Genomic DNA, 18,005 nt, shown 5'->3' on the forward strand with positions numbered 1-18,005 from the left:
TATTTCAAATTCGCAAGATTCGAAATCAGCAGGCCGATTTCCGAGTAATGAACAGAATGCCGTGGACCGGTTTTCCGCCATCCATGCGAATGACGCTGCGGACGAGATCCAGCACCGTAAAGCCGTGAGCGGTCAAAATCTGCCTGACATAGGCTTCCGAATGGGCGAACCGCAGGGAATCACGCAGCACATAGCCGTCCGGCTGCTCCGCATCTTCAACCGAAAAGGCAAAGACGGCGCCATTGGCCGAAAGTTTCTGCACGATCGCCGCCACGCCACGCAAATCGCCGAGATACATCAGCACGTCAGCGGCGGTGATCAGATCCGCACGGCCAACGGCGAACCCTTCATCGAACACGCCGGACAGCTCCGGTTTCAGCGACAGATCGGCCTGGCCGAGATGATCGTAGACACCCTTCTCGCCCGCCTTGGCGAGCATGCCCTTAGACAGGTCGTAGCCTTCCAGCCGATCGACGCGGGCGCGGATCTCCGGCCCTAACAGGCCCGTACCGCAGCCAAGGTCGATCGCGAGACGGAAATGTTTCGGGATGCCAGCCGTTTCGGCAATTTGGGTCGCAAGCTTGCCGGGCACGCTATAGCCGAGCTTCTCGACCAGCGAGGTTTCGAAGCGGTCGGCATAATCGTCGAACAATCGCTCGACATAGAGGCTCGGCGGCCGGTCCGGCACCTCGGCGCCGCCGAGAACCGCAAGCTTCAGGCGGGCGCCGAAGACGTCGCCCTCATCGAGCAACAACACCTCGTTCAACGCTGCGATCGCGCCCGGCGCATCGCCGGCCTTCTCGCGATAGGCCGCAAGCGTGAACCAGCCGGCCGCCCAGCGTGGCGCCAGCTCCAGCGCCTGCTCCATCAGCTCGGCAGCACTCGCGGGCTCGCCGCTTTCTGCAAGCATCTTCGCATAGTCGGCGCGGCGGTCGGCAATGACATCGCCGGAGGAAAGCTGGCTCGGCAGCATGAGTTTCATCCTGTTTGACGCTCGCCTTTGGACGCGGCCATAAAAAAACTCAAGTCCTATTTCAGGCAGGCGCTGGTTTAGAATGTAAGCTGGGGCGAAAGTGCTTGCGAGTCGCAGGCGCCGGCCCTATCTCAACACCGACCGACCGCCATTATGGAGACGTCAGAATGTCCGATCAGGTGAACAGATTTCTTGGCGACTCGCCGGGCCGAACGCTGGTAAAGCTCATCATCGTGTCGCTCGTCGTCGGCTTCGTGATGAAGTTCTTCGGCTGGCGGCCGCTCGATTTCCTCTATGGCGTCCGGCGCTTCCTGCTCGATCTCTGGCACAGCGGCTTTGCCGCGCTTGGCGAGTTCGGCGATTATGTGCTGCTCGGCGCATCCATCGTCATTCCGATCTTCATCATACTTCGTTTGTTCAATTACCGCAGCTGACATGACCTCCCAGACACTGACCTGCACGCGCCGCGATGCGCTGCGCCTCGCCGTTCTTGCGCTCACCGCATCCGTCGCAAGCTGCGCCACGCCGCCAGCCCGCGTTTCCAATATTCCGGCCAGCGACGAAACCGCCTCTGCCTTGCCGCTCGTCAATGCGCTGCGCGCCAAGAATGGCCTGCCACCATTGAAGATCGATACCGCTGCCAGCACCGCCGCCGTCTACCAGGCCAGGCGTATGGCGGATGCCGGCAAGATGGAGCACCTGATCGGCCTCGGCGACGATTTCGGCAAGCGGGTCAAGGCAAGCGGCGTCAAACTGCCGGCAGCCGAGAACATTGCAGAGGGCCAGCGCGACGTGAATGCGGCGGTGACGGCCTGGATCAATTCGCCGAAGCATTTGCACAACATGCTCGGCAAATATGATGGCCTTGGCGTCGCCCTTGCCTATGCGCCCTCTTCCGGCGACAGGCCTTATTGGTCCATGGTGCTGTCCTCGAACTGAGGAGGCGTAAGGCAACATGGATGTCCAGCAGGAGAGCCGGAAGGTTCTGCCCTTCGACGTGACGCATCGGCTGGTGCTGTCGATCGCGATTCCGATGACGCTCGGCTTCATGACCACGCCGCTGCTCGGCCTGGTCGATACCGCCGTCGTCGGGCATCTCGGCCAGCCCGATGCGCTCGCCGGCCTTGCGATCGGCGCCGTGTTGTTCGATCTCCTTTTCTCAAGCTTCAACTTCCTGCGTGCTTCGACGACAGGGCTCACCGCGCAAGCCTATGGCCGGCACGACCGGCACGAACAGCAGGCCGTCTTTTGGCGAGCACTGATATCGGCGCTCACATCAGGCATCCTGATCGTGCTCTTGTCGCCTCTTCTCCTTTGGCTCGGCCTCAAGCTCATGGGGCCGCAAGGCGGCATCGCGGATGCGACGCGCACCTATTTCTCCATCCGCATGCTGTCGGGACCGGCAGCGCTTGCCAATTACGCGCTGCTCGGCTTCGTGCTCGGCCGCGGCCAAGGCCGTATCGGGCTCTTACTGCAGACCGTCATCAATGGCGTCAACATCATGCTCGCCATCCTGCTCGGGCTCTATCTAGGCTGGGGCGTCGCCGGCGTTGCCTGGGGTACCCTGATCGGCGAAGCGAGCGGCATGCTGCTGGGGCTTGCTATCGTGCTGCGCAGCTTTGCCGGCGAGGAGCGCCCGGCGCGCGCGGAACTGTTCTCGCGCACAAAGCTCACGCAGCTCTTCGCGCTCAACCGCGATATCCTGATCCGGACCTTCGTGCTGATTGCCGCCTTCACACTGATGACACGCATCGGCAACAGCTTCGGCGCCGTCATGCTTGCCGCCAATGCCGTGCTGATGAACTTCTTTCTGCTGTCAGGCTATTATCTCGACGGGCTCGCGAACGCGGCGGAGCAGATCACCGGCCGCTCGATCGGCGCCAATTATCGGCCGGCCTTCGAGCGCGGATTGAAGCTGACCGGGCTCTGGTCCTTTGGGCTGGCGCTTGCCGCCGCCATTTTCTTCTTCACGGTCGGGCCGGCGCTGATCCGCCTGCTGACAACTTCCGAAGAGGTGCGCCTCGCTGCGGAGACCTATCTGCCCTGGGCAGCGATCACCGGCCTGACTGGCGCGCTCGCCTTCCTGATGGATGGAGTCTTCATTGGCGCCACATGGTCGCGCGAGATGCGCAACAAGATGCTGCTGTCCTTCGGCGGCTATCTCATAGCGCTCGCCGTCTTCGTGCCGACGCTTGGCAATCACGGCCTGTGGATGGCCATGAACGCCTTCCTGCTGTTTCGCGGCATCTTCCTGGCCATGGGACTGAAGAAGCGGGCGGATCAGACGTTCCGGTTCGCCCAGTAATCCAGCCTGGCGTCGCGCAGATCGCGGATCGAGCCGGCGCGCTCGCGGTCGAGCAACTTTGAGAGATCCGCCACGATGCGGCCCGGCAATCCCGGGCCTTCATAGACCATGCAGGAATAGAGCTGCACGAGATCGGCGCCAGCCTTGATCTTCTCCAGCGCGGTCTCCGCCGATGACACGCCGCCAACACCGATGATCGGCAGAGCAGCGCCCACACGGCGGCGCATCTTGGCCAATACGACGGTCGATTTTTCGAAGACCGGCTTGCCGGAAAGGCCGCCTGCCTCTTTTGCTTGACGTTGATCCTTCAACCCATCGCGCGACAGCGTGGTGTTGGAGACAATCAAACCGTCGAGAGTATGCGACAACGCTTCGGCGGCGATGTCGTCCATGCCCTCCTCGGTCAGATCGGGTGCAATCTTGAGAAAGACGGGGATGCGCTTGCCGGCCTTCGCCGCTTCCTCATCGCGCGCGGCAAGCACGGCTGACAGGAGCGCGGACAGGCTTTCGCGCGCCTGCAGGTCGCGGAGACCCGGCGTATTCGGCGAGGAGATATTGGCGGTGAAATAGCGCGCGACGGAATAGAAGCGGCGGATGCCGGCAACATAATCGGCGATACGGTCGGCGCTGTCTTTGTTGGCACCGATGTTGACGCCGATGATGCCGTTGCCGCGGATCGCCTTGAGGCGCTGGAAAGCCGCTTCATGGCCCTCATTGTTGAAGCCGAGGCGGTTGATGACGCCTTCGTCCTCAACCAGGCGGAAGATCCGCGGACGCGGATTACCCGACTGTGCCTTCGGCGTCACCGTGCCGATCTCGGTAAAGCCGAAGCCGAGTTTGAGCAGCGCCTCCGGCACTTCGGCATTCTTGTCATAGCCCGCAGCCATGCCGATGGGATTGGCAAAATCGAGCCCGGCCACACTCTGGCGCAGGCGGGGATCCGCGCTGATGCGGCAGGCCGGAACCAGCCCCGATTTCAACGCCGCTATCGACATGCCGTGGGCGGTTTCGGGATCGAACAGGAACAGGCCGCGCCGGCCGAGATCGCGAAAGGCGCCGATCATTCCGGCATCTCCGGAAAGAGGTGAGCGCCATCGTCGCCGATCGGCAGCGGCTTTTCCCAGAGCACGGCCGAGAGCGGCAGCCGCGCATAAAGATGCGGGAAGAGATCGCCGCCGCGCGAGGGTTCGAAAACCAGCTTCTCGCCAAGCGCATCGCCATCGATTGCGACGAGCAGCAGCCCGGTCTGACCTGCGAAATAGAGTTCGGCAGTTTGCTTTGCCTGTTTCGCGGTGGAGAGATGAATGTAGCCGTCGGTCAGGTCGATCGCCGCGCCATGAAAAACGCCGGTTTGTCTGGCTTGCTGCCAGAGCGTGTCCGGCACGATCTTGTAAACCACTGGCATGGCAGTCATCATCCCTCTGTAAAGCTGTCCTGATAGGGCTTTGCACGAAAACATCAGCCGATGTCCACGGTTTCCGTGATGGATTTGGGGTTTAACGCAGAAAATCCGGAGGATGACATGACGAAGGAATTGAAAATCGGCCTTGCAGCCATGCTGGTGCCCGCTGCTTTTCTTCTCTCCACGCCGGCTCTTTCAGCCGAACCGGATGCGGAACGCTTCCAGCTGGAGCGCAGTGGCGATCATTTCATCCGCCTCGACAAGCAGACCGGCGCCATGTCCATCTGCCAGGATCAGGGCGGCAATCTCGTCTGCCGCATGGCCGCCGACGAGCGCAGCGCCTATGACGACGAACTCGATCGGCTTTCCGATCGCGTGACGAAGCTGGAAAAGACCGTTGCCGCAAACAAGGGATCGAGCCTGCCCGACGACGCCGAGATCGACCGTACGCTCGGGATCATGCAAAAATTCATGCGCGGCCTCATGGGCATGGCGAAGGAATTCCAGAACGAGCAGCCTGACGTGAAGCCGCAGCCGCAGAAGACCTGATGGCGGTAAAAGGGGCCGCGAAAGCACGGGGATAAAGGACCGTATTCCTATACCGGTCTTTACTCGCCAAAATGCCTCGGTTAACCTTTTCTAAAGAGCAGAGTGCCGGGCGAGCCGGTGCGGATACCGAGCGGCGATGCTGTCACACGAGCAGATATGGGGTGCGATCGACCGGCTTGCCGAGCGGCATGCCTTGACCCCTTCCGGTCTCGCCCGCCGCGCCGGCCTCGATGCCACCTCGTTCAACAAATCGAAGCGGCTGAGCCAGGACGGGCGCCTGCGCTGGCCCTCGACGGAATCGATCGCCAAGATCCTGGATGCGACGGGTGCCAGCCTGGAGCAGTTCCTGAGCTTCATCCGGCCCGCCGAGCCGCGGGGCGCTACGACTCCACCAAACGGGATTTTGCCGGCCGGCAACGCCATACCTTTGATCGGCTTTGCCCAAGCCGGCGCAGGCGGCTTCTTCGACGATGGCGGATTTCCAGCCGGTCAGGGCTGGGACATGGTGGAGTTTCCCATTGCTGCCGGGCACAGGACCGGCGCCTATGCGCTGGAGGTGCAGGGCGAAAGCATGTTGCCGCTCTATCGCGACGGAGATATTCTGATTGTTGAACCAGGTGCTCAGATCCGAAAAAATGACCGTGTCGTCGTGAAGACCCGCGAAGGTGAAGTCATGGCCAAGGTCCTGCTGCGGCAGAGCGCCAAGTCGATTGAGCTTTTGTCGCTCAATCCCGAACACCCCAACCGCAGCTTCGATCTTGCGGATGTGGAATGGATTGCCCGGATCATTTGGGCCAGCCAATAGGAAAGTTTTCTCGTTATGCGTCGTAACATTTGGCTTGCAGGTGTGGCAGGCGTGATCGTCGGTTCTTGGTTGACCCTCGTCGCGATTCAGGTCAGCGAGCGTGGTTTCAGCCTGCCCCACCGAGGCCATAGCGACACGACAGCTCAAAGCAAGCCGGCTGCAACTGCGCCGGGCGAGACCGCCACGGCCGGCACCACACCACCAGAAGCTATCGGGGCACCCAAGCCAGCCGGGACCACGAAGCAGAACGACGCAAATTCAGGTCAGGCGCAGTCGGAAGACCAACCGGTAGCGCAAGCCGCCGGCTCGGCCACGCAAGCAACGAAGGATAAGGCAACGATCCTCGCCACAGCGTCCCCATCGACAAGCAGCTCCGACAGCAGTCCCGAGCTGTCCGCCGCTGCCATGGCGGCGGCAGCGCAACCGGTGACGCAACAGGACGACAAGATTCCGACCGATCCTGCACGTTCGAACGACATATCGACGAAGCCAGAAGAAACGCAAAAGCTGCCGCCTGTGACAGAGACGGCGAGCAGCAAGGACGCCGCCACGTCCCAGGCCCAGCGGTCAAGCGAAAACACGCCCGGCAAGGCGGTAGCCGCTTCATCGGAGACTGGGTCTAACGACCCTGCCAAGACCGATCCCATCCCGGACAACTGGATACCGGCCGACCAGATCGACAGGGAGACGGCTGCGGCTGAACATCGAACCCTGCCGCCGGAATTGCCGCGGCAGCAGGCTCAGCCGGCGCCTCAATCCGAACAGGCAGCGATTGATCCCGCGTCCAAGCCGCCGCAGGAACAGACGACGACGATCGAACTCGTCCGCCCTTTCTCGGATCAGGCCGGCATATTGACCATCACCGGTAGGAGCGTGCAACTCACCGGGATCATTCCGACCGATGTCGACCGAATGTGCACCGGCCCGAGCGGGAAGGACTGGCCCTGCGGCCAAGCCGCGCGCACCGCATTCCGTATGTATCTGCGTGGCCGTTCGATCGATTGCGATGTGCCCGATGCCAACTGGAAAGGCACCGTCAAGGGCGCCTGCCGCTATGTCCGCGTCGATCTCAGCGCCTGGCTGGTGCGCTTCGGCTGGGCCGATCCGGAGCCAGGTTCGCCGCTTGCATCGCTCGTCGATGAGGCCAAGCAGAAGAAGCGCGGCATGTATGGCGACGACCCGCGCAAGAATGGAAAATCGACGCTCGGACCGGCCTTGCCCAAGGAAGACCCGCTCAATCCGATCTGACGTCTTGCTTCCGCCGCCACAGCGCCGCGTCATATATGGCGCGCAAAGGTCGCTACAGCACTTTCAATCCGCCGCATAATTCCTTAAATCGATTCCGATCCAAGGAATTATGCAGTAACTTTTGCCATGGGACGCGCGACTTTTCAGCTTGCCAAATTCAAAGGACTTCGCCTGTCATGAACAAGCCGCTTTCTGCTCACGAGGCCCTGATCTACGTCATGGTACTGGCCTCGGCCGTCGATCGCACGATGAACGACCGGGAGCTCAGCCGTATCGGAGAACTCATTCACGCCCTGCCGGTCTTCAAGGGATTCGACGACGAGAAGCTGATTTCCGTCTCCCGCGATTGCGCCAAGCTTCTGGCCAGCAATGAGGGGCTGGACATCGTGCTCGAAACCGTACGCGATACGCTTCCCGCCCGTCTCTACGACACGGCCTACGCCCTTGCCGTCGAAGTCGCTTCGGCCGACCTGTCGGTCAAGGCCGAGGAATTGCGCCTGCTCAGCCTGCTTCGCGACCGTCTCGGCCTCGACAAGCTGACCTGTGCGGCCATCGAACGCAGCGCGATCGCCCGCTATCGCAAGGCCTAGAGGCTTTTTCCGAAATTGCGCTACTCAGTAAAGCCCGTAAGGGAAATAGCGCAGATAGATTTCCTGCAGCCTGCCATCGCGCGAAAGGGTGGCAAGCGCGTGGTTGATCGCGGCCGTCAGATCGGCATCCTGCTGACGCAGCATGATGGTCATGCCTTCGCCGAGAAATTGCTGCGACAGGTAGGGGCCGTCAAACAGAGCGCAGCATTTTTCCGCCGCCGGCGACGAGACCCAGAAGGAAAGCTGCAGGCCATCGGCAAATGCCGCATCGACCTTGCCGTCCTTGACGGCGGCCAGAAGCCCATCCTTGTCATCGAACGGCACCGGCTTGATCGCCGGGAAGAAGGCCGTCAGCATTGCCTCATGCACCGTGCCCTTGACGACGCCGACCGGATGTCCCGAGAGCGAGGCAGCTGTCGTGCCGCCGATCGGCGCCTTGAGATTGCGCACGAAACGGGCCGGCAACATCAGGAACGGCCGTGAAAAGGCAAAGGTCTTGCGCAGTTCGGGCGTGACTGCAACGCCGGCGATGACGGCATCGCCCTGCGAAGCGGCAAGCGCACCCTGCAATTCGCCGAAGGGTAAGGCCTGGATCTGGCATTTGTCCGCTATTGCCAGCTCGTCGCAGATCTTGCGCGCAAGCTCGACATGGAAGCCCGTGAGCTTGCCGTTCTGATCGAGAAAATTGAAGGGCGGAAAGTCGATCGACGTCAGGAACCGCAGTCTGACCAGCGAGGACAGATCCGGCTTCGGAAGGCGCTCACGCGCATCGAACAGGATCGGAAGGCTCTGCGGCTTCGTCTCCTGGGCGGCCAGCGGCAAGGCGCAGGAGGTGACGATCAATACCGCACGCGCCAGAAGCCGGGCGACTGACATCGTCGACGAAAGGCAAACACGCATGGTCTTGATCCGGCCTCCGGTCGTGGATGCACATTTCTGGTTCATGAATCCGATGTAGCAGAGTCATGCCGCAGGGGGAATATCGCGCCATGCAATGGCGGCACTCGCGGCTGCAGGACGAGTGGCGGAGGTCGACCACATCGGCCGGTTGCACTGTTTTGAACATGTGCAAAATTAATGGGGGAATTCCACCCGGCAGCCTGCGCCGTTAGCAGTCGATTAAGCTCTGTTGATTGTACTCGTCGCCATCGACGACATCGGCTCCAAGCCGATCGCATGACGCAGGTCGTCTGGGCCTTCTTGGCAAGGTATCACGTAGACTCGGCTTCACCCGTGCACATCAGACAGGCCCCTCCCCACACAAGACGAGCGAGCGGGTTCTCGGCCTCATTCTGAAGGAGGCACGGCATTCGCAGGCGGACCGCCATGTTCAGGAACTTGAAAATCAAAACCAAGATGCTTGCCGTGATCCTGTTTCTTGGCATCATTTCCTTTTTCGGTCTGCTGCTGATCGCCAGCGAATTCCACAAGGCGGATCGGGCTTACAGCGCCTTCCTCGACAATGAGGCCGCCGCAGCGAGCGAAGCTGCGCGCGCGAGTGCTGCCTCTCTCGCTTCCGTGCTGCAAGCAAGCCTGATGCTGAATTTCGATCCCGGCAGTGACGCCTACAAGGCGGTTGCGGCGGGCAGCAGCTATTTCGGCGAAGCCAAGCAGAGGCTAGCCCATGCGGAAAATCTCGTTCCCACGGCAAAGCCATCGATCGATGAAATTCTTGCTCGCCTCGACGAAGTGCAAGGGCTCACCGAAAAGACCATCGACCAGCGCAAGAATGGCGACCTGAAGGGCGCCGAAGCGACCCTGATGCTGGTCAACCAAAAACTGCCCAGCCTCATTGCCAGCATACAGGTCAACGACGAAGCGCTGACAAATCAGATGAATAACGGTGCCGACAGCTTGTCAGTTCACCTCAACCGTTCCGTCAACACTACGCTCATCGCTCTCGGCGGCCTCATCGTGCTCGCCATCCTCCTCGGCATGTATGTCGCGCAGAAGAGCATCGCCACGCCGCTGATGCGGCTGCATCGGCGCATGACGACGCTTGCGCATGGTGATACGGCAAGCGAGATCGAGGGCCGCGAGCGGCGTGACGAGATCGGACAGATGGCATCCGCCGTCGCCGTGTTCCGTGACAATGCCGTCGAGCGGTCTCGCCTCGAAGCGCAGGCCGAGGCGGATCGTACCCTCATCGACAGCGAGCGGGCACAGCGCGAAACCAGGCAGGCGGCCGAGGCGGCACAGCTTCAGCAAGCCGTTCAGGCTGTTGGCGACGGCTTGAAGCGCCTTGCAGAAGGCGATCTCGTTACACAGATCGACGTCCAGTTCGCCGCACAGCTTGACCAGTTGCGGCAGGACTTCAACAACTCGCTCAGCAGGCTCAACGGAACCATGCAGGCCATCGGCTCCAATGCCCGCGCCATCAGCGCCGGTGCGGACGAAATCCGCTCGGCGGCAGACGAGCTTTCCAAGCGCACCGAACAGCAGGCCGCTTCCGTCGAGGAAACCGCCGCTGCTCTGGAGCAGATCACCACCACCGTCAAGGACGCCGCCAAGCGCACGCAGGAGGCAAGCCAGCTTGCCTCCCATACACGCAGCGACGCGGAACGCTCCGGCGAGATCGTCCGCAATGCGATCGGCGCCATGCAACAGATCGAGAAATCGTCAGGGGAGATCAGCAATATCATTGGCGTCATCGACGATATCGCCTTTCAGACCAATCTTCTCGCATTGAATGCCGGTGTCGAAGCCGCCCGCGCCGGCGAGGCAGGCAAGGGCTTTGCCGTCGTTGCCCAGGAAGTGCGCGAGCTTGCGCAGCGCTCCGCCCATGCCGCCAAGGAAATCAAGGACCTCATCGGCGCTTCCGAAAGGCATGTCCGTACCGGCGTCGGCCTGGTCAGCGAAACCGGCAAGGCGCTCGATGCCATCGTCTCGGGGGTGCAGGAAATCAGCCGGCATGTGCATGCGATCGCCGAGGCTTCCCGCGAGCAGTCGGCTGGCCTGCAGGAGATCAATACGGCCGTCAACACCATGGATCACGGCACGCAACAGAATGCCGCCATGGTCGAGGAGAGCACGGCGGCGAGCCATAGCCTTGCGACCGAAGCGGCCTCCCTGTCCAATCTTCTTGCTCAGTTTCGCACGGATGGTAGCGATGCCATGCGCATCTCGACGAAACCTGCCGCCAGCTCAGCGCCGAGGCCGGCGCCTCGACCGACAGCCCCGCCGGCTGCAACTCCGCGCATCCGGGCCGTTGATGATGCCAAGGTGCGACCGGCCGCTTCCCCAGCGCGCGCCCTCGGTCAGAAGCTGCTGAGCGCCTTCGGCGCCACACAGACGGCGACAACGAACAAGGATGCGGACTGGACGGAATTCTAAGGTCCGGCCGGCGCGATCGCGGCGCCCCCTATTTTCTCGGGAGGGCGAACAGCCCGATATTGCCGGACCTGTTGCCTTCGGCTTCTCCGCGCCGTTTCAACAGCCGTGCCGGAGCACCGACATAGATGCCATAGGGCTTGGTCCGGCCCTTGACGACGGCATTCGCACCGATGACGCATCCTTTGGAAATATGGGCGCCGCCGAGAATCTTGGCGCCTGCTCCGATCCAGACATCGTCTTCGATGACGATGGGCTTCTTCGTCACGCCCTGAAGGCGAATTGGGCGGGAAACATCATCGAAATTGTGATCGAAGGAAACGATCATCGCATGCGCAGCGATGCGCACATCATTGCCTATGACGATCCCGCCGCGGCCCAGCAGGATGCTGTAATCGTTGAAGGAGACGTGATTGCCGATCTCGATGCTGCCTTCCTGTGCATCGATGACGACACCCTTACGGAAATGTACCCTCTCACCGATGCGAACGTCGCCGCGCCGCCAGATGATCCTGGTGCCGAGAGGTACTTTCGTGCTGCGGGCGATCTTCAGCGCACCGCTCCGAAAGAGTGCTCTCAACCTGTAAAACCATGCTATTCCACGCATTCCGACGCTCCTGACAAGGAGGCCCGTTCTTACACGCTTGTCTGACGCCCGCCTGAATGATCTATAGATGGCGACGCGGCAGTGCATTCACAAGTGCGGTCCCGTTGCCTGTGCTGTTCAGATGCGCGCGGCAAGGCCTGTGATCAACGCAATCACGCCGAAGCCCGCGGCCCCTGCACAGACGGCAACCCAGCCGCCGAAGTCCCATGCCATGCCAGCAAGCGCCGATCCGAGAGCGCCGCCGAGGAAGAAGATGCCGACGAACAGACCATTGATGCGCCCGCGCGCCTCAGGCTTCAGGAGATTGACGGCACGGCGACCCAAGGTCTGATCGCCGGTGACCCGACATCGAGCAAGACAGCGCTCACGCCCAAGAGGATCAACAGCGCCACGGAGCCGCCCGACCGTATCCCACCCACCCAGGCGGCCAGCGCCATGGCGGCAAGCACGATCAGATGCGAGGCCAATGTCGCCATCCGCGTCCAGCCCCTGTCGCCCATACGGCCGAAGACAGAGGTCGCCGCAGCTCCGCCAGCGCCCACAAGAGCAAACAGCGCGATGCCGGACTGGCCGAGCGAGAATGGCGGCTGCGCCAGGCGCAGGGCGACGGAGGTCCAGAACAAGCTGAAGCTCGCCATCATCAAGGCCGCCGTGAAGGCGCGCAGCCGCAGCACCGGCTCCTCCCGCAAAAGCTTGAAGAGCGAACCGATCAAAGCCCCATAACTCGCACTGATCATAGGGCGCCGCTCCGGCAGGCGTAAGGCAAGCACAGCGGAGAGGAGCGCAAGTGTCGCGGCGCTCAGGGCATAGAAACTTCTCCAGCCCCAAAAATCGGCAATCAGGCTCGCCAAAGGGCGTGAGACAAGAATGCCGACCATGACGCCACTCATGACATTACCGATCACCCGGCCGCGATGTTCAGGCGGCGTCATCGCGGCGACGATCGGTACGAGGATCTGAACGGCGGAACAGGCCGCTCCCAAAAGGAAGAGGAAGATCAACAGGCTCCAGCCGGTCGGCGCGAAGGCGGCCGCAACGGCCATGACCAGAGCCGAAAGAAGCATGCGCAGCACCAGCTGCCGGTTCTCCATAAGGTCCGCCAGCGGCACCAGAAAGAACAGGCCGGCGGCATAGCCGAGCAGCGAGGCCATGGCGACCAGGCCGGCACCGCTTTCGGAAAAACCCAGCGACGGACCGATGATGCCGACCAGTGTCTGAGGCGCGAAGAGATTGATGACGATGACGCCGGTCGCGATGGCGAACAACAAGGTCGAAGGAGCGGCGGCTGCCGCGGAAACCTCTTCCTCCGGCTCGCTCGTCATGCATTCGGGGACTTGCGACATGATCTCTCCAATAATTTTTGATAATAAAGATAGCTCTATTTATCGCTTTGCCGCATAATGCGGCAATTGAAATGAACTGATAATGATTATGCGAGTTCAGCATGAACATTCCTGACCTGGAAGCCTTCGTGGCCGTGGTGGAGACGGGTTCGATCGTCGCCGCCTCCGCGCGCATCAATCTGACTCAGCCGGGCATCACCCGGCGCATACAGAACCTGGAAGACAGTCTCGGCATTGCCTTGCTCGACCGACAGTCGAAACCCCTCAAGCCGACGGCCGCGGGCCGCGAAGCCTATGAGCATGGGCGCCGCGTGCTGCGCTCGCTCGACGACCTCAAGGCCGGCGTTTCGCCCGGCGGTACGATCGGCGGCGAATTCCGTCTCGGGATCATGCCCTATCTTTCCGAAGCCGCCCTATCCGCCCCGCTCGATGAATTGCGCAACCAGTTTCCGCAATTGACGCTGCGCATCGTCACCGGCTGGTCGCCACAGCTGATCGAGCAGGTCGCTCATAGCCAGCTCGATGCGGCTACCGTCTGCCTGGCAGAGGGGTTACAGCCGCCGGATAATGTCGTCGGCGAGATGCTCGGAGTCCATGCCGTCATTCTCGTCGCGGCACCGTCGCTAGGTGTCCCCAAGGAACCAAAGCTTGAAGATCTCTCCCGCTTTCCCTGGATCATGAACCAAAGCGGCTGCGGCTTCCGCGCCTTCATCCAGCATCGCTTCGAAGCCGAGCGCCTGCCCTTCGACGTCGGGGTCGAGGCCATGAGCGCCGATCTGCGCATGTCGCTGGTTGCGCGCGGGCTCGGCATCGGCGTCTTGACGCCGGCGGCATTGGCGGACAGCCGCTGGCGCGATTTGGTCGAAGTGGTCGAGGCGCCGGATTTCAGCCCCAAAGTCGTCAGCTGGCTGGTGCATCGTCCGCCGGCGGGGCGGCTTACGCGGCCGATTGCGACCTTTGGCGAGGCGCTAAAGGCAACGCTGAAAGCGAAAAGATCGCTTCTGGCATGAAGATTTTGGAGCGGGTGAAGGGAATCGAACCCTCGTATTCAGCTTGGGAAGCTCGGCTTAATGCCTATGGCTCAAACACTTAGCTGTAAAACTCAGCCGTTCGCGCAGAAAAAAGCCGTTTAGTATCAATGCGAGTGTAAAACGCCGATCAGTCAAGAATGGGATTTTCGACGGGATATTGACTCTTCCGCAAAATGAGAACATTTTGAGAACAAATTGAGGAAGACACCATGAGTACCGCCGAGAAATTCATTATCCTGCCGTATCGGAAGAACCGCGGAAACCTGGTGCCCGGCGAGATGCGTCAGGCAACGAGCATCCCGTCTGCGGAGAAGATCGCGGCTTCCATGGCTTCCCGATTTGTTGGCGTTGCGGCTTATGCCGTCATGGTAGACGAGGAGACCGGCGACATGTCGTCTCCCCGCCTGCTCGCGAAGCACGGCGAAATCGCGGAACTGAACGCCGCCTGAAATCGACTGAAAACTTGAAGTGAAAGGCCTGCCGAACCGTGGCGGGAGTAGAGACCTGCGTCATGGCCCACGTTAAGCTCGTAGAATCTCCTCCGAACATGCTCGCAGATCATAAGGGGGAAACGGTCGATTTCATCTGCGAGGATTGCGAGATCCTAAAGCGGCTGAAGCCATCGGCTCTCCTGGAGGAGCATGGCAATCAGACAATGCCGTCGCTTCCCGCGCTGGTCGCAAAGTCTTTGGGGTGCAAGCGTGTCGAAAACGCGTTCTACGACCGGTGCAAGATGCACTTTCACTTCTCACCTGAAGAATGGGCGAAGCTGAGGGGCTACGTCAATCCCAAGGAGCGGAAAGATCAGGAGCTTCGCTTTTCCGATTTGAGCCGATGGCATAGGCTCTATGTGCATTGCAACTGCGGGCGAAAGAGTGAGCTCGATCGAGAGCGGCTTGAGCGATCTTTGGGGAAGGACGCCTCGATCGCCGATGCCGTCACGAAACTTGTCTGCAAGAAGTGCGGCACCAAAGGCATGGCAAAGATCATCGTCCGCTCGCCGCCACGGGATTAGGGGGAAACGAACATGTGCAATCTTTATAATGTGACGACCAATCAGGAAGCCATCCGGCAGATCAGCCGCGCGCTGATCGACAGTATCGGCAACCTTGAGCCGGAGCTTGATCTCTATCCGGATCAGATGGGGCCGATTGTGCGGAACACGCCGGCCGGCCGAGAATTGGCAAAGGGCCGCTGGGGATTGCCGTCATCGCAGAAAGCCATCTTCGACAATGCGACCAAGCGAGCCGATAAGCTCCGCGCCAAGGGCAAGGAAGTGAACTTCGATGAATTGCTGAGAATGGAGCCGGATGGAGGAACAACGAACGTCCGCAACACCTCGAGCAAACATTGGGCGAAGTGGCTTGGCGTGGAAAACCGCTGTGTTGTGCCCTTCACGAGATTTGCCGAGCCGGACGCGGCCAGCAAAATCGAAGGAGGACGGACGCCGAATGCTTGGTTTGCAGGCAGCGCGGACGAGCCACTGATGTTCTTTGCAGGACTATGGGTGCCGCAATGGCGATCGGTGCGGAAGGTAAAGGAGGGAGAGATCATGATCGACCTATATGGCTTCCTGACGACCGAACCGAACGGGATCGTCGCGCCTATCCACCAGAAGGCGATGCCCGTCATTCTTCGTAATCAGGATGAGGTCGAGACCTGGCTGACAGCGCCATGGGCGGAAGCGAAGGCACTTCAAAGGCCGCTGCCCGATGATGAGCTGGTGCAGTTGCCAACGAGGAAAACTACGGGAGATGAAAAATGATCGAGAGCCGCGTCAAGAAGCTGGAACAGACGATCATAGAGCTAGATGCTCGCTGCCTGATGCATGATTTTCTGATTGCGCATCTGCTTGGCAGGATGGGGTCGACAACCTCAGACGTGCGCGGTTTTTCCAATGCCGTGATACAGCAGGTCGGGCTTGACCTTCGCGACAATGGAATGCGCGCCCTCGGAACACCGGATGCACAACGCTTCGCTGATGCGCTGAAGACGTTGGAGTATTTCTCGGATTCCCTGCTGAGTGCGATGGATAAGGCGCCGAAAGAGGGATTGAACTGAGATGGTGGGCCAAGAAGTTGGCGATCGCGCCAGCCTCACAGCTTCAGCCAATGCCGTACGATCGCCGAAGCCGTGTCGCTCGCCCAGACGATGAGTGATCCAACAGAGATCCCGAACAGAATGAGGAGGGCGCCCACACCTGTGCCGAGGAGCTTGATGCGCCGCCACTCCGAAAGTGCCGGCTCGACTTCTTTGTGATTTTTCGCCACCGTTTCCTTGAGGGCAATCACCTCGTTTCGGATCTGCGCATCAACCTGTCCTGCGATGGCAATCGTCTCGTCGGTCTTTGCCATCTGCTTTGCATGTTCATCGAGGCGCCGATGAATGACGGCGCGGCTCTCGTGCGCGTTTTCTTTTTCTTCCTGAAAATCCTCCCTGATTCGATCAAGGCCCTCTTCCATCCGGCCAAGTGTGCGCATGATTTCATGCAGCAGATCGCTTTGTGTCGGCATTCAATTCGGTCTTTCACTGCAGGAGAGAGATGAGGCCGGGGGCGATCACGCAGAAAAATGCGCCAGTCGACAGAAGGAAGAGAACGAGGCTTACGCGCGCCGACATCACCAGCACTTTTGCTCATGCCCGAACCTATTGTGGGCCGCGACCTGGTTGGCAAATGGGCGATCCGTTTTGAGGATCGTTACCGACGTTGCCAGGCCCGGTGTCAGTTTCTGCCATCCGTCGCATGCATTCTGCGGCGTCGTCGTCTGACAGGCCGAAATCAGCACACAAAGAGGCAGCATCAGAAGTAGAGACCTGATCATTGACCACGTTCCTTTCACGGAGGAGCTTCACGGATTTTGTGAGGGCGGCCGTTGCGGCCATTTGCTTTCCTTCGCCCTGACCGATCCAGCGCGCCGGGTAGAAGACGAGCGCCGCACCCACAATCAGGCCAGCGCCGATTTTGAGGTAATCAAGGAAGCCGAAGCCAAACATCACGCGGCTCCTTTGAGGCAATACATCTGCTCAAGCGCGCGGCGCTTCGTCAGGCCGGGGAGCTCGACGAGGGCGCCGTTCTTGCGCGCCTTGTTGTAGAGCGTAATGCGCCGACAAGCCTCCTTAACCTTGCCCGCGTTCAGGAGGCCGGCTATCGGCCCGCAGAAAGCCCCATTGCCGAGATTGTAGCTGAAGTCGTTGAATGCCATCTGGACGTAGGGAGAGAGGTCGTCATAGCCCTTGACGCAGGCAGCATTGCCCTGCTGGTAATGCGCCATCCGCTTCTTGAGCAGATCAAGGCATTCCTGCTGGCTGAAGGTGCGGCCCTTCATATCCTTCGCGTTCTGGGTCTCGCCATAGCAATAGGTGAGGACGCCGATCGGGTCTTTATAGACGTATCCATAATAACCCTCAGCCGGCGCCGCCAATGTCGTGACGGCCATTGCAATGCCGGCGGCGACACCAGCCTTGGCGCGTTTACTCGCCATGATCATTTCCTTTCAGATTTTCTTGAGCGACGAGGCGCGAGATCAGCGCGCCACAGGTGACGAGGCCCGTCAGCGCGGCGAATGTACCGCGGGGAATGGAGACGAACTGATCGATGATCGGGAGAGCGACTTCGCAGCCGGAAAGAATGCCGGCCACAATGATGAGGCGGATGCTCCACGCGCGGCGAAGCACCCGGCCCGCGTTCGGGACGAGTTTCGGTTTCATTTAAACCTTCGGTTCTTGGCCGCCAAAAGCGGCTGGAATGGATAGGCGCGAGCCGTTTGTGGACGGCGAGCGTTTCGGCGTGATAAGCAGCTCACCACACCCACATTGCGAGTG

General features: G+C 60.8%; 22 protein-coding genes and 1 pseudogene. 13 read left to right on the plus strand and 10 right to left on the minus strand.

The features are described from left to right. Nucleotides 1-25 precede the first annotated feature (25 nt). Nucleotides 26-973 carry a class I SAM-dependent DNA methyltransferase gene (locus PH558_RS09660; protein WP_285203882.1) on the minus strand — a complete coding sequence of 316 codons (948 nt, stop codon included), beginning with the start codon at nt 971-973 and terminating at the stop codon, nt 26-28. Between the two features lie 167 nt (nt 974-1,140). Between PH558_RS09660 and PH558_RS09665 the strand changes: the two genes are divergently transcribed. From PH558_RS09665 to PH558_RS09675, 3 genes are read left to right on the plus strand one after another with little or no spacing between them, the layout of a single operon-like run. Beyond that, the gene (locus PH558_RS09665) at nt 1,141-1,407 is read left to right on the plus strand and encodes a DUF6460 domain-containing protein (RefSeq protein ID WP_015338740.1); all 267 of its coding nucleotides are present in this window, start codon (nt 1,141-1,143) and stop codon (nt 1,405-1,407) included. 1 nt (nt 1,408) lies between these two features. Next, the gene (locus tag PH558_RS09670) at nt 1,409-1,912 is read left to right on the plus strand and encodes a CAP domain-containing protein (RefSeq protein WP_095433896.1); all 504 of its coding nucleotides are present in this window, start codon (nt 1,409-1,411) and stop codon (nt 1,910-1,912) included. A gap of 16 nt (nt 1,913-1,928) precedes the next feature. Continuing rightward, entirely contained in the window at nt 1,929-3,278 is a 1,350-nt protein-coding gene (locus tag PH558_RS09675; protein ID WP_285203883.1) for an MATE family efflux transporter, read from the plus strand. Here the strand turns inward: PH558_RS09675 and PH558_RS09680 are convergent. Beyond that, the gene (locus tag PH558_RS09680) at nt 3,254-4,342 is read right to left on the minus strand and encodes a quinone-dependent dihydroorotate dehydrogenase (RefSeq protein WP_285203885.1); all 1,089 of its coding nucleotides are present in this window, start codon (nt 4,340-4,342) and stop codon (nt 3,254-3,256) included. The two genes, PH558_RS09675 and PH558_RS09680, sit on opposite strands and share 25 nt — an antisense overlap. After that, nucleotides 4,339-4,695, minus strand: coding sequence for a DUF952 domain-containing protein (locus PH558_RS09685; RefSeq protein WP_285203888.1), 357 nt, complete (start codon nt 4,693-4,695; stop codon nt 4,339-4,341). Before PH558_RS09685 ends, PH558_RS09680 begins: the two co-directional genes overlap by 4 nt. A 105-nt stretch (nt 4,696-4,800) precedes the next feature. Here PH558_RS09685 and PH558_RS09690 point away from each other — a divergent pair, with 105 nt between their 5' ends. The 4 genes from PH558_RS09690 (at nt 4,801) to PH558_RS09705 (ending at nt 7,872) form a co-directional block, all read left to right on the plus strand. Then, nucleotides 4,801-5,229 carry a hypothetical protein gene (locus tag PH558_RS09690; RefSeq protein ID WP_095436166.1) on the plus strand — a complete coding sequence of 143 codons (429 nt, stop codon included), beginning with the start codon at nt 4,801-4,803 and terminating at the stop codon, nt 5,227-5,229. Nucleotides 5,230-5,365: 136 nt separating this feature from the next. Then, nucleotides 5,366-6,034 carry a S24 family peptidase gene (locus PH558_RS09695; RefSeq protein ID WP_095433892.1) on the plus strand — a complete coding sequence of 223 codons (669 nt, stop codon included), beginning with the start codon at nt 5,366-5,368 and terminating at the stop codon, nt 6,032-6,034. 15 nt (nt 6,035-6,049) lie between these two features. Then, nucleotides 6,050-7,282: a hypothetical protein gene (locus PH558_RS09700; RefSeq protein ID WP_285203892.1), complete on the plus strand. Its 1,233-nt coding sequence runs from the start codon at nt 6,050-6,052 to the stop codon at nt 7,280-7,282. A gap of 176 nt (nt 7,283-7,458) precedes the next feature. After that, the gene (locus tag PH558_RS09705; protein ID WP_075855283.1) at nt 7,459-7,872 is read left to right on the plus strand and encodes a tellurite resistance TerB family protein; all 414 of its coding nucleotides are present in this window, start codon (nt 7,459-7,461) and stop codon (nt 7,870-7,872) included. Between the two features lie 24 nt (nt 7,873-7,896). On the opposite strand, the gene PH558_RS09710 is transcribed toward PH558_RS09705, so the two are convergent. Next, nucleotides 7,897-8,772 carry a transporter substrate-binding domain-containing protein gene (locus PH558_RS09710; protein WP_113406805.1) on the minus strand — a complete coding sequence of 292 codons (876 nt, stop codon included), beginning with the start codon at nt 8,770-8,772 and terminating at the stop codon, nt 7,897-7,899. Between the two features lie 426 nt (nt 8,773-9,198). On the opposite strand from PH558_RS09710, the gene PH558_RS09715 reads away from it, so the two are divergent. Further along, on the plus strand, nt 9,199-11,205 hold the full coding sequence (locus PH558_RS09715) for a methyl-accepting chemotaxis protein (protein ID WP_285203897.1): 2,007 nt from the start codon (nt 9,199-9,201) through the stop codon (nt 11,203-11,205). Nucleotides 11,206-11,233: 28 nt separating this feature from the next. Here the strand turns inward: PH558_RS09715 and PH558_RS09720 are convergent, their stop codons facing one another. Both PH558_RS09720 and PH558_RS09730 read right to left on the minus strand, forming a co-directional pair. After that, nucleotides 11,234-11,809, minus strand: coding sequence for an acyltransferase (locus PH558_RS09720; protein WP_095433889.1), 576 nt, complete (start codon nt 11,807-11,809; stop codon nt 11,234-11,236). Nucleotides 11,810-11,926: 117 nt separating this feature from the next. Continuing rightward, nucleotides 11,927-13,152, minus strand: a pseudogene (locus tag PH558_RS09730) (MFS transporter). Nucleotides 13,153-13,253: 101 nt separating this feature from the next. On the opposite strand from PH558_RS09730, the gene PH558_RS09735 reads away from it, so the two are divergent. The 5 genes from PH558_RS09735 (at nt 13,254) to PH558_RS09755 (ending at nt 16,244) form a co-directional block, all read left to right on the plus strand. Continuing rightward, nucleotides 13,254-14,162 carry a LysR family transcriptional regulator gene (locus tag PH558_RS09735; RefSeq protein WP_285203905.1) on the plus strand — a complete coding sequence of 303 codons (909 nt, stop codon included), beginning with the start codon at nt 13,254-13,256 and terminating at the stop codon, nt 14,160-14,162. 230 nt (nt 14,163-14,392) lie between these two features. Further along, nucleotides 14,393-14,632, plus strand: coding sequence for a hypothetical protein (locus tag PH558_RS09740; RefSeq protein ID WP_113397464.1), 240 nt, complete (start codon nt 14,393-14,395; stop codon nt 14,630-14,632). A 62-nt stretch (nt 14,633-14,694) separates the two neighbouring features. Beyond that, the gene (locus tag PH558_RS09745) at nt 14,695-15,198 is read left to right on the plus strand and encodes a hypothetical protein (protein ID WP_285203906.1); all 504 of its coding nucleotides are present in this window, start codon (nt 14,695-14,697) and stop codon (nt 15,196-15,198) included. 12 nt (nt 15,199-15,210) lie between these two features. Beyond that, a complete protein-coding gene (locus tag PH558_RS09750) occupies nt 15,211-15,948 on the plus strand; it encodes an SOS response-associated peptidase (protein ID WP_285203907.1) in 738 nt (245 codons plus the stop codon). Beyond that, the gene (locus tag PH558_RS09755) at nt 15,945-16,244 is read left to right on the plus strand and encodes a hypothetical protein (protein ID WP_285203909.1); all 300 of its coding nucleotides are present in this window, start codon (nt 15,945-15,947) and stop codon (nt 16,242-16,244) included. The genes PH558_RS09750 and PH558_RS09755 overlap by 4 nt, the downstream gene beginning before the upstream one ends. A gap of 35 nt (nt 16,245-16,279) precedes the next feature. Here PH558_RS09755 and PH558_RS09760 read toward each other — a convergent pair whose 3' ends face one another. The 4 genes from PH558_RS09760 to PH558_RS09775 form a co-directional block, all read right to left on the minus strand. Further along, complete coding sequence (locus PH558_RS09760) at nt 16,280-16,645, minus strand: DUF1515 domain-containing protein (protein WP_285203910.1); 366 nt, start codon at nt 16,643-16,645, stop codon at nt 16,280-16,282. Nucleotides 16,646-16,829: 184 nt separating this feature from the next. Then, nucleotides 16,830-17,177 carry a hypothetical protein gene (locus PH558_RS09765; protein WP_285203911.1) on the minus strand — a complete coding sequence of 116 codons (348 nt, stop codon included), beginning with the start codon at nt 17,175-17,177 and terminating at the stop codon, nt 16,830-16,832. Further along, a complete protein-coding gene (locus PH558_RS09770) occupies nt 17,177-17,665 on the minus strand; it encodes a glycoside hydrolase family protein (RefSeq protein ID WP_285203912.1) in 489 nt (162 codons plus the stop codon). Before PH558_RS09770 ends, PH558_RS09765 begins: the two co-directional genes overlap by 1 nt. After that, the gene (locus PH558_RS09775) at nt 17,655-17,891 is read right to left on the minus strand and encodes a DUF7940 domain-containing protein (RefSeq protein ID WP_285203913.1); all 237 of its coding nucleotides are present in this window, start codon (nt 17,889-17,891) and stop codon (nt 17,655-17,657) included. The genes PH558_RS09770 and PH558_RS09775 overlap by 11 nt, the downstream gene beginning before the upstream one ends. Nucleotides 17,892-18,005 lie beyond the last annotated feature (114 nt).

The sequence above is a fragment of the Rhizobium pantanalense genome (genome assembly GCF_030182525.1).
Lineage (GTDB): Bacteria > Pseudomonadota > Alphaproteobacteria > Rhizobiales > Rhizobiaceae > Rhizobium.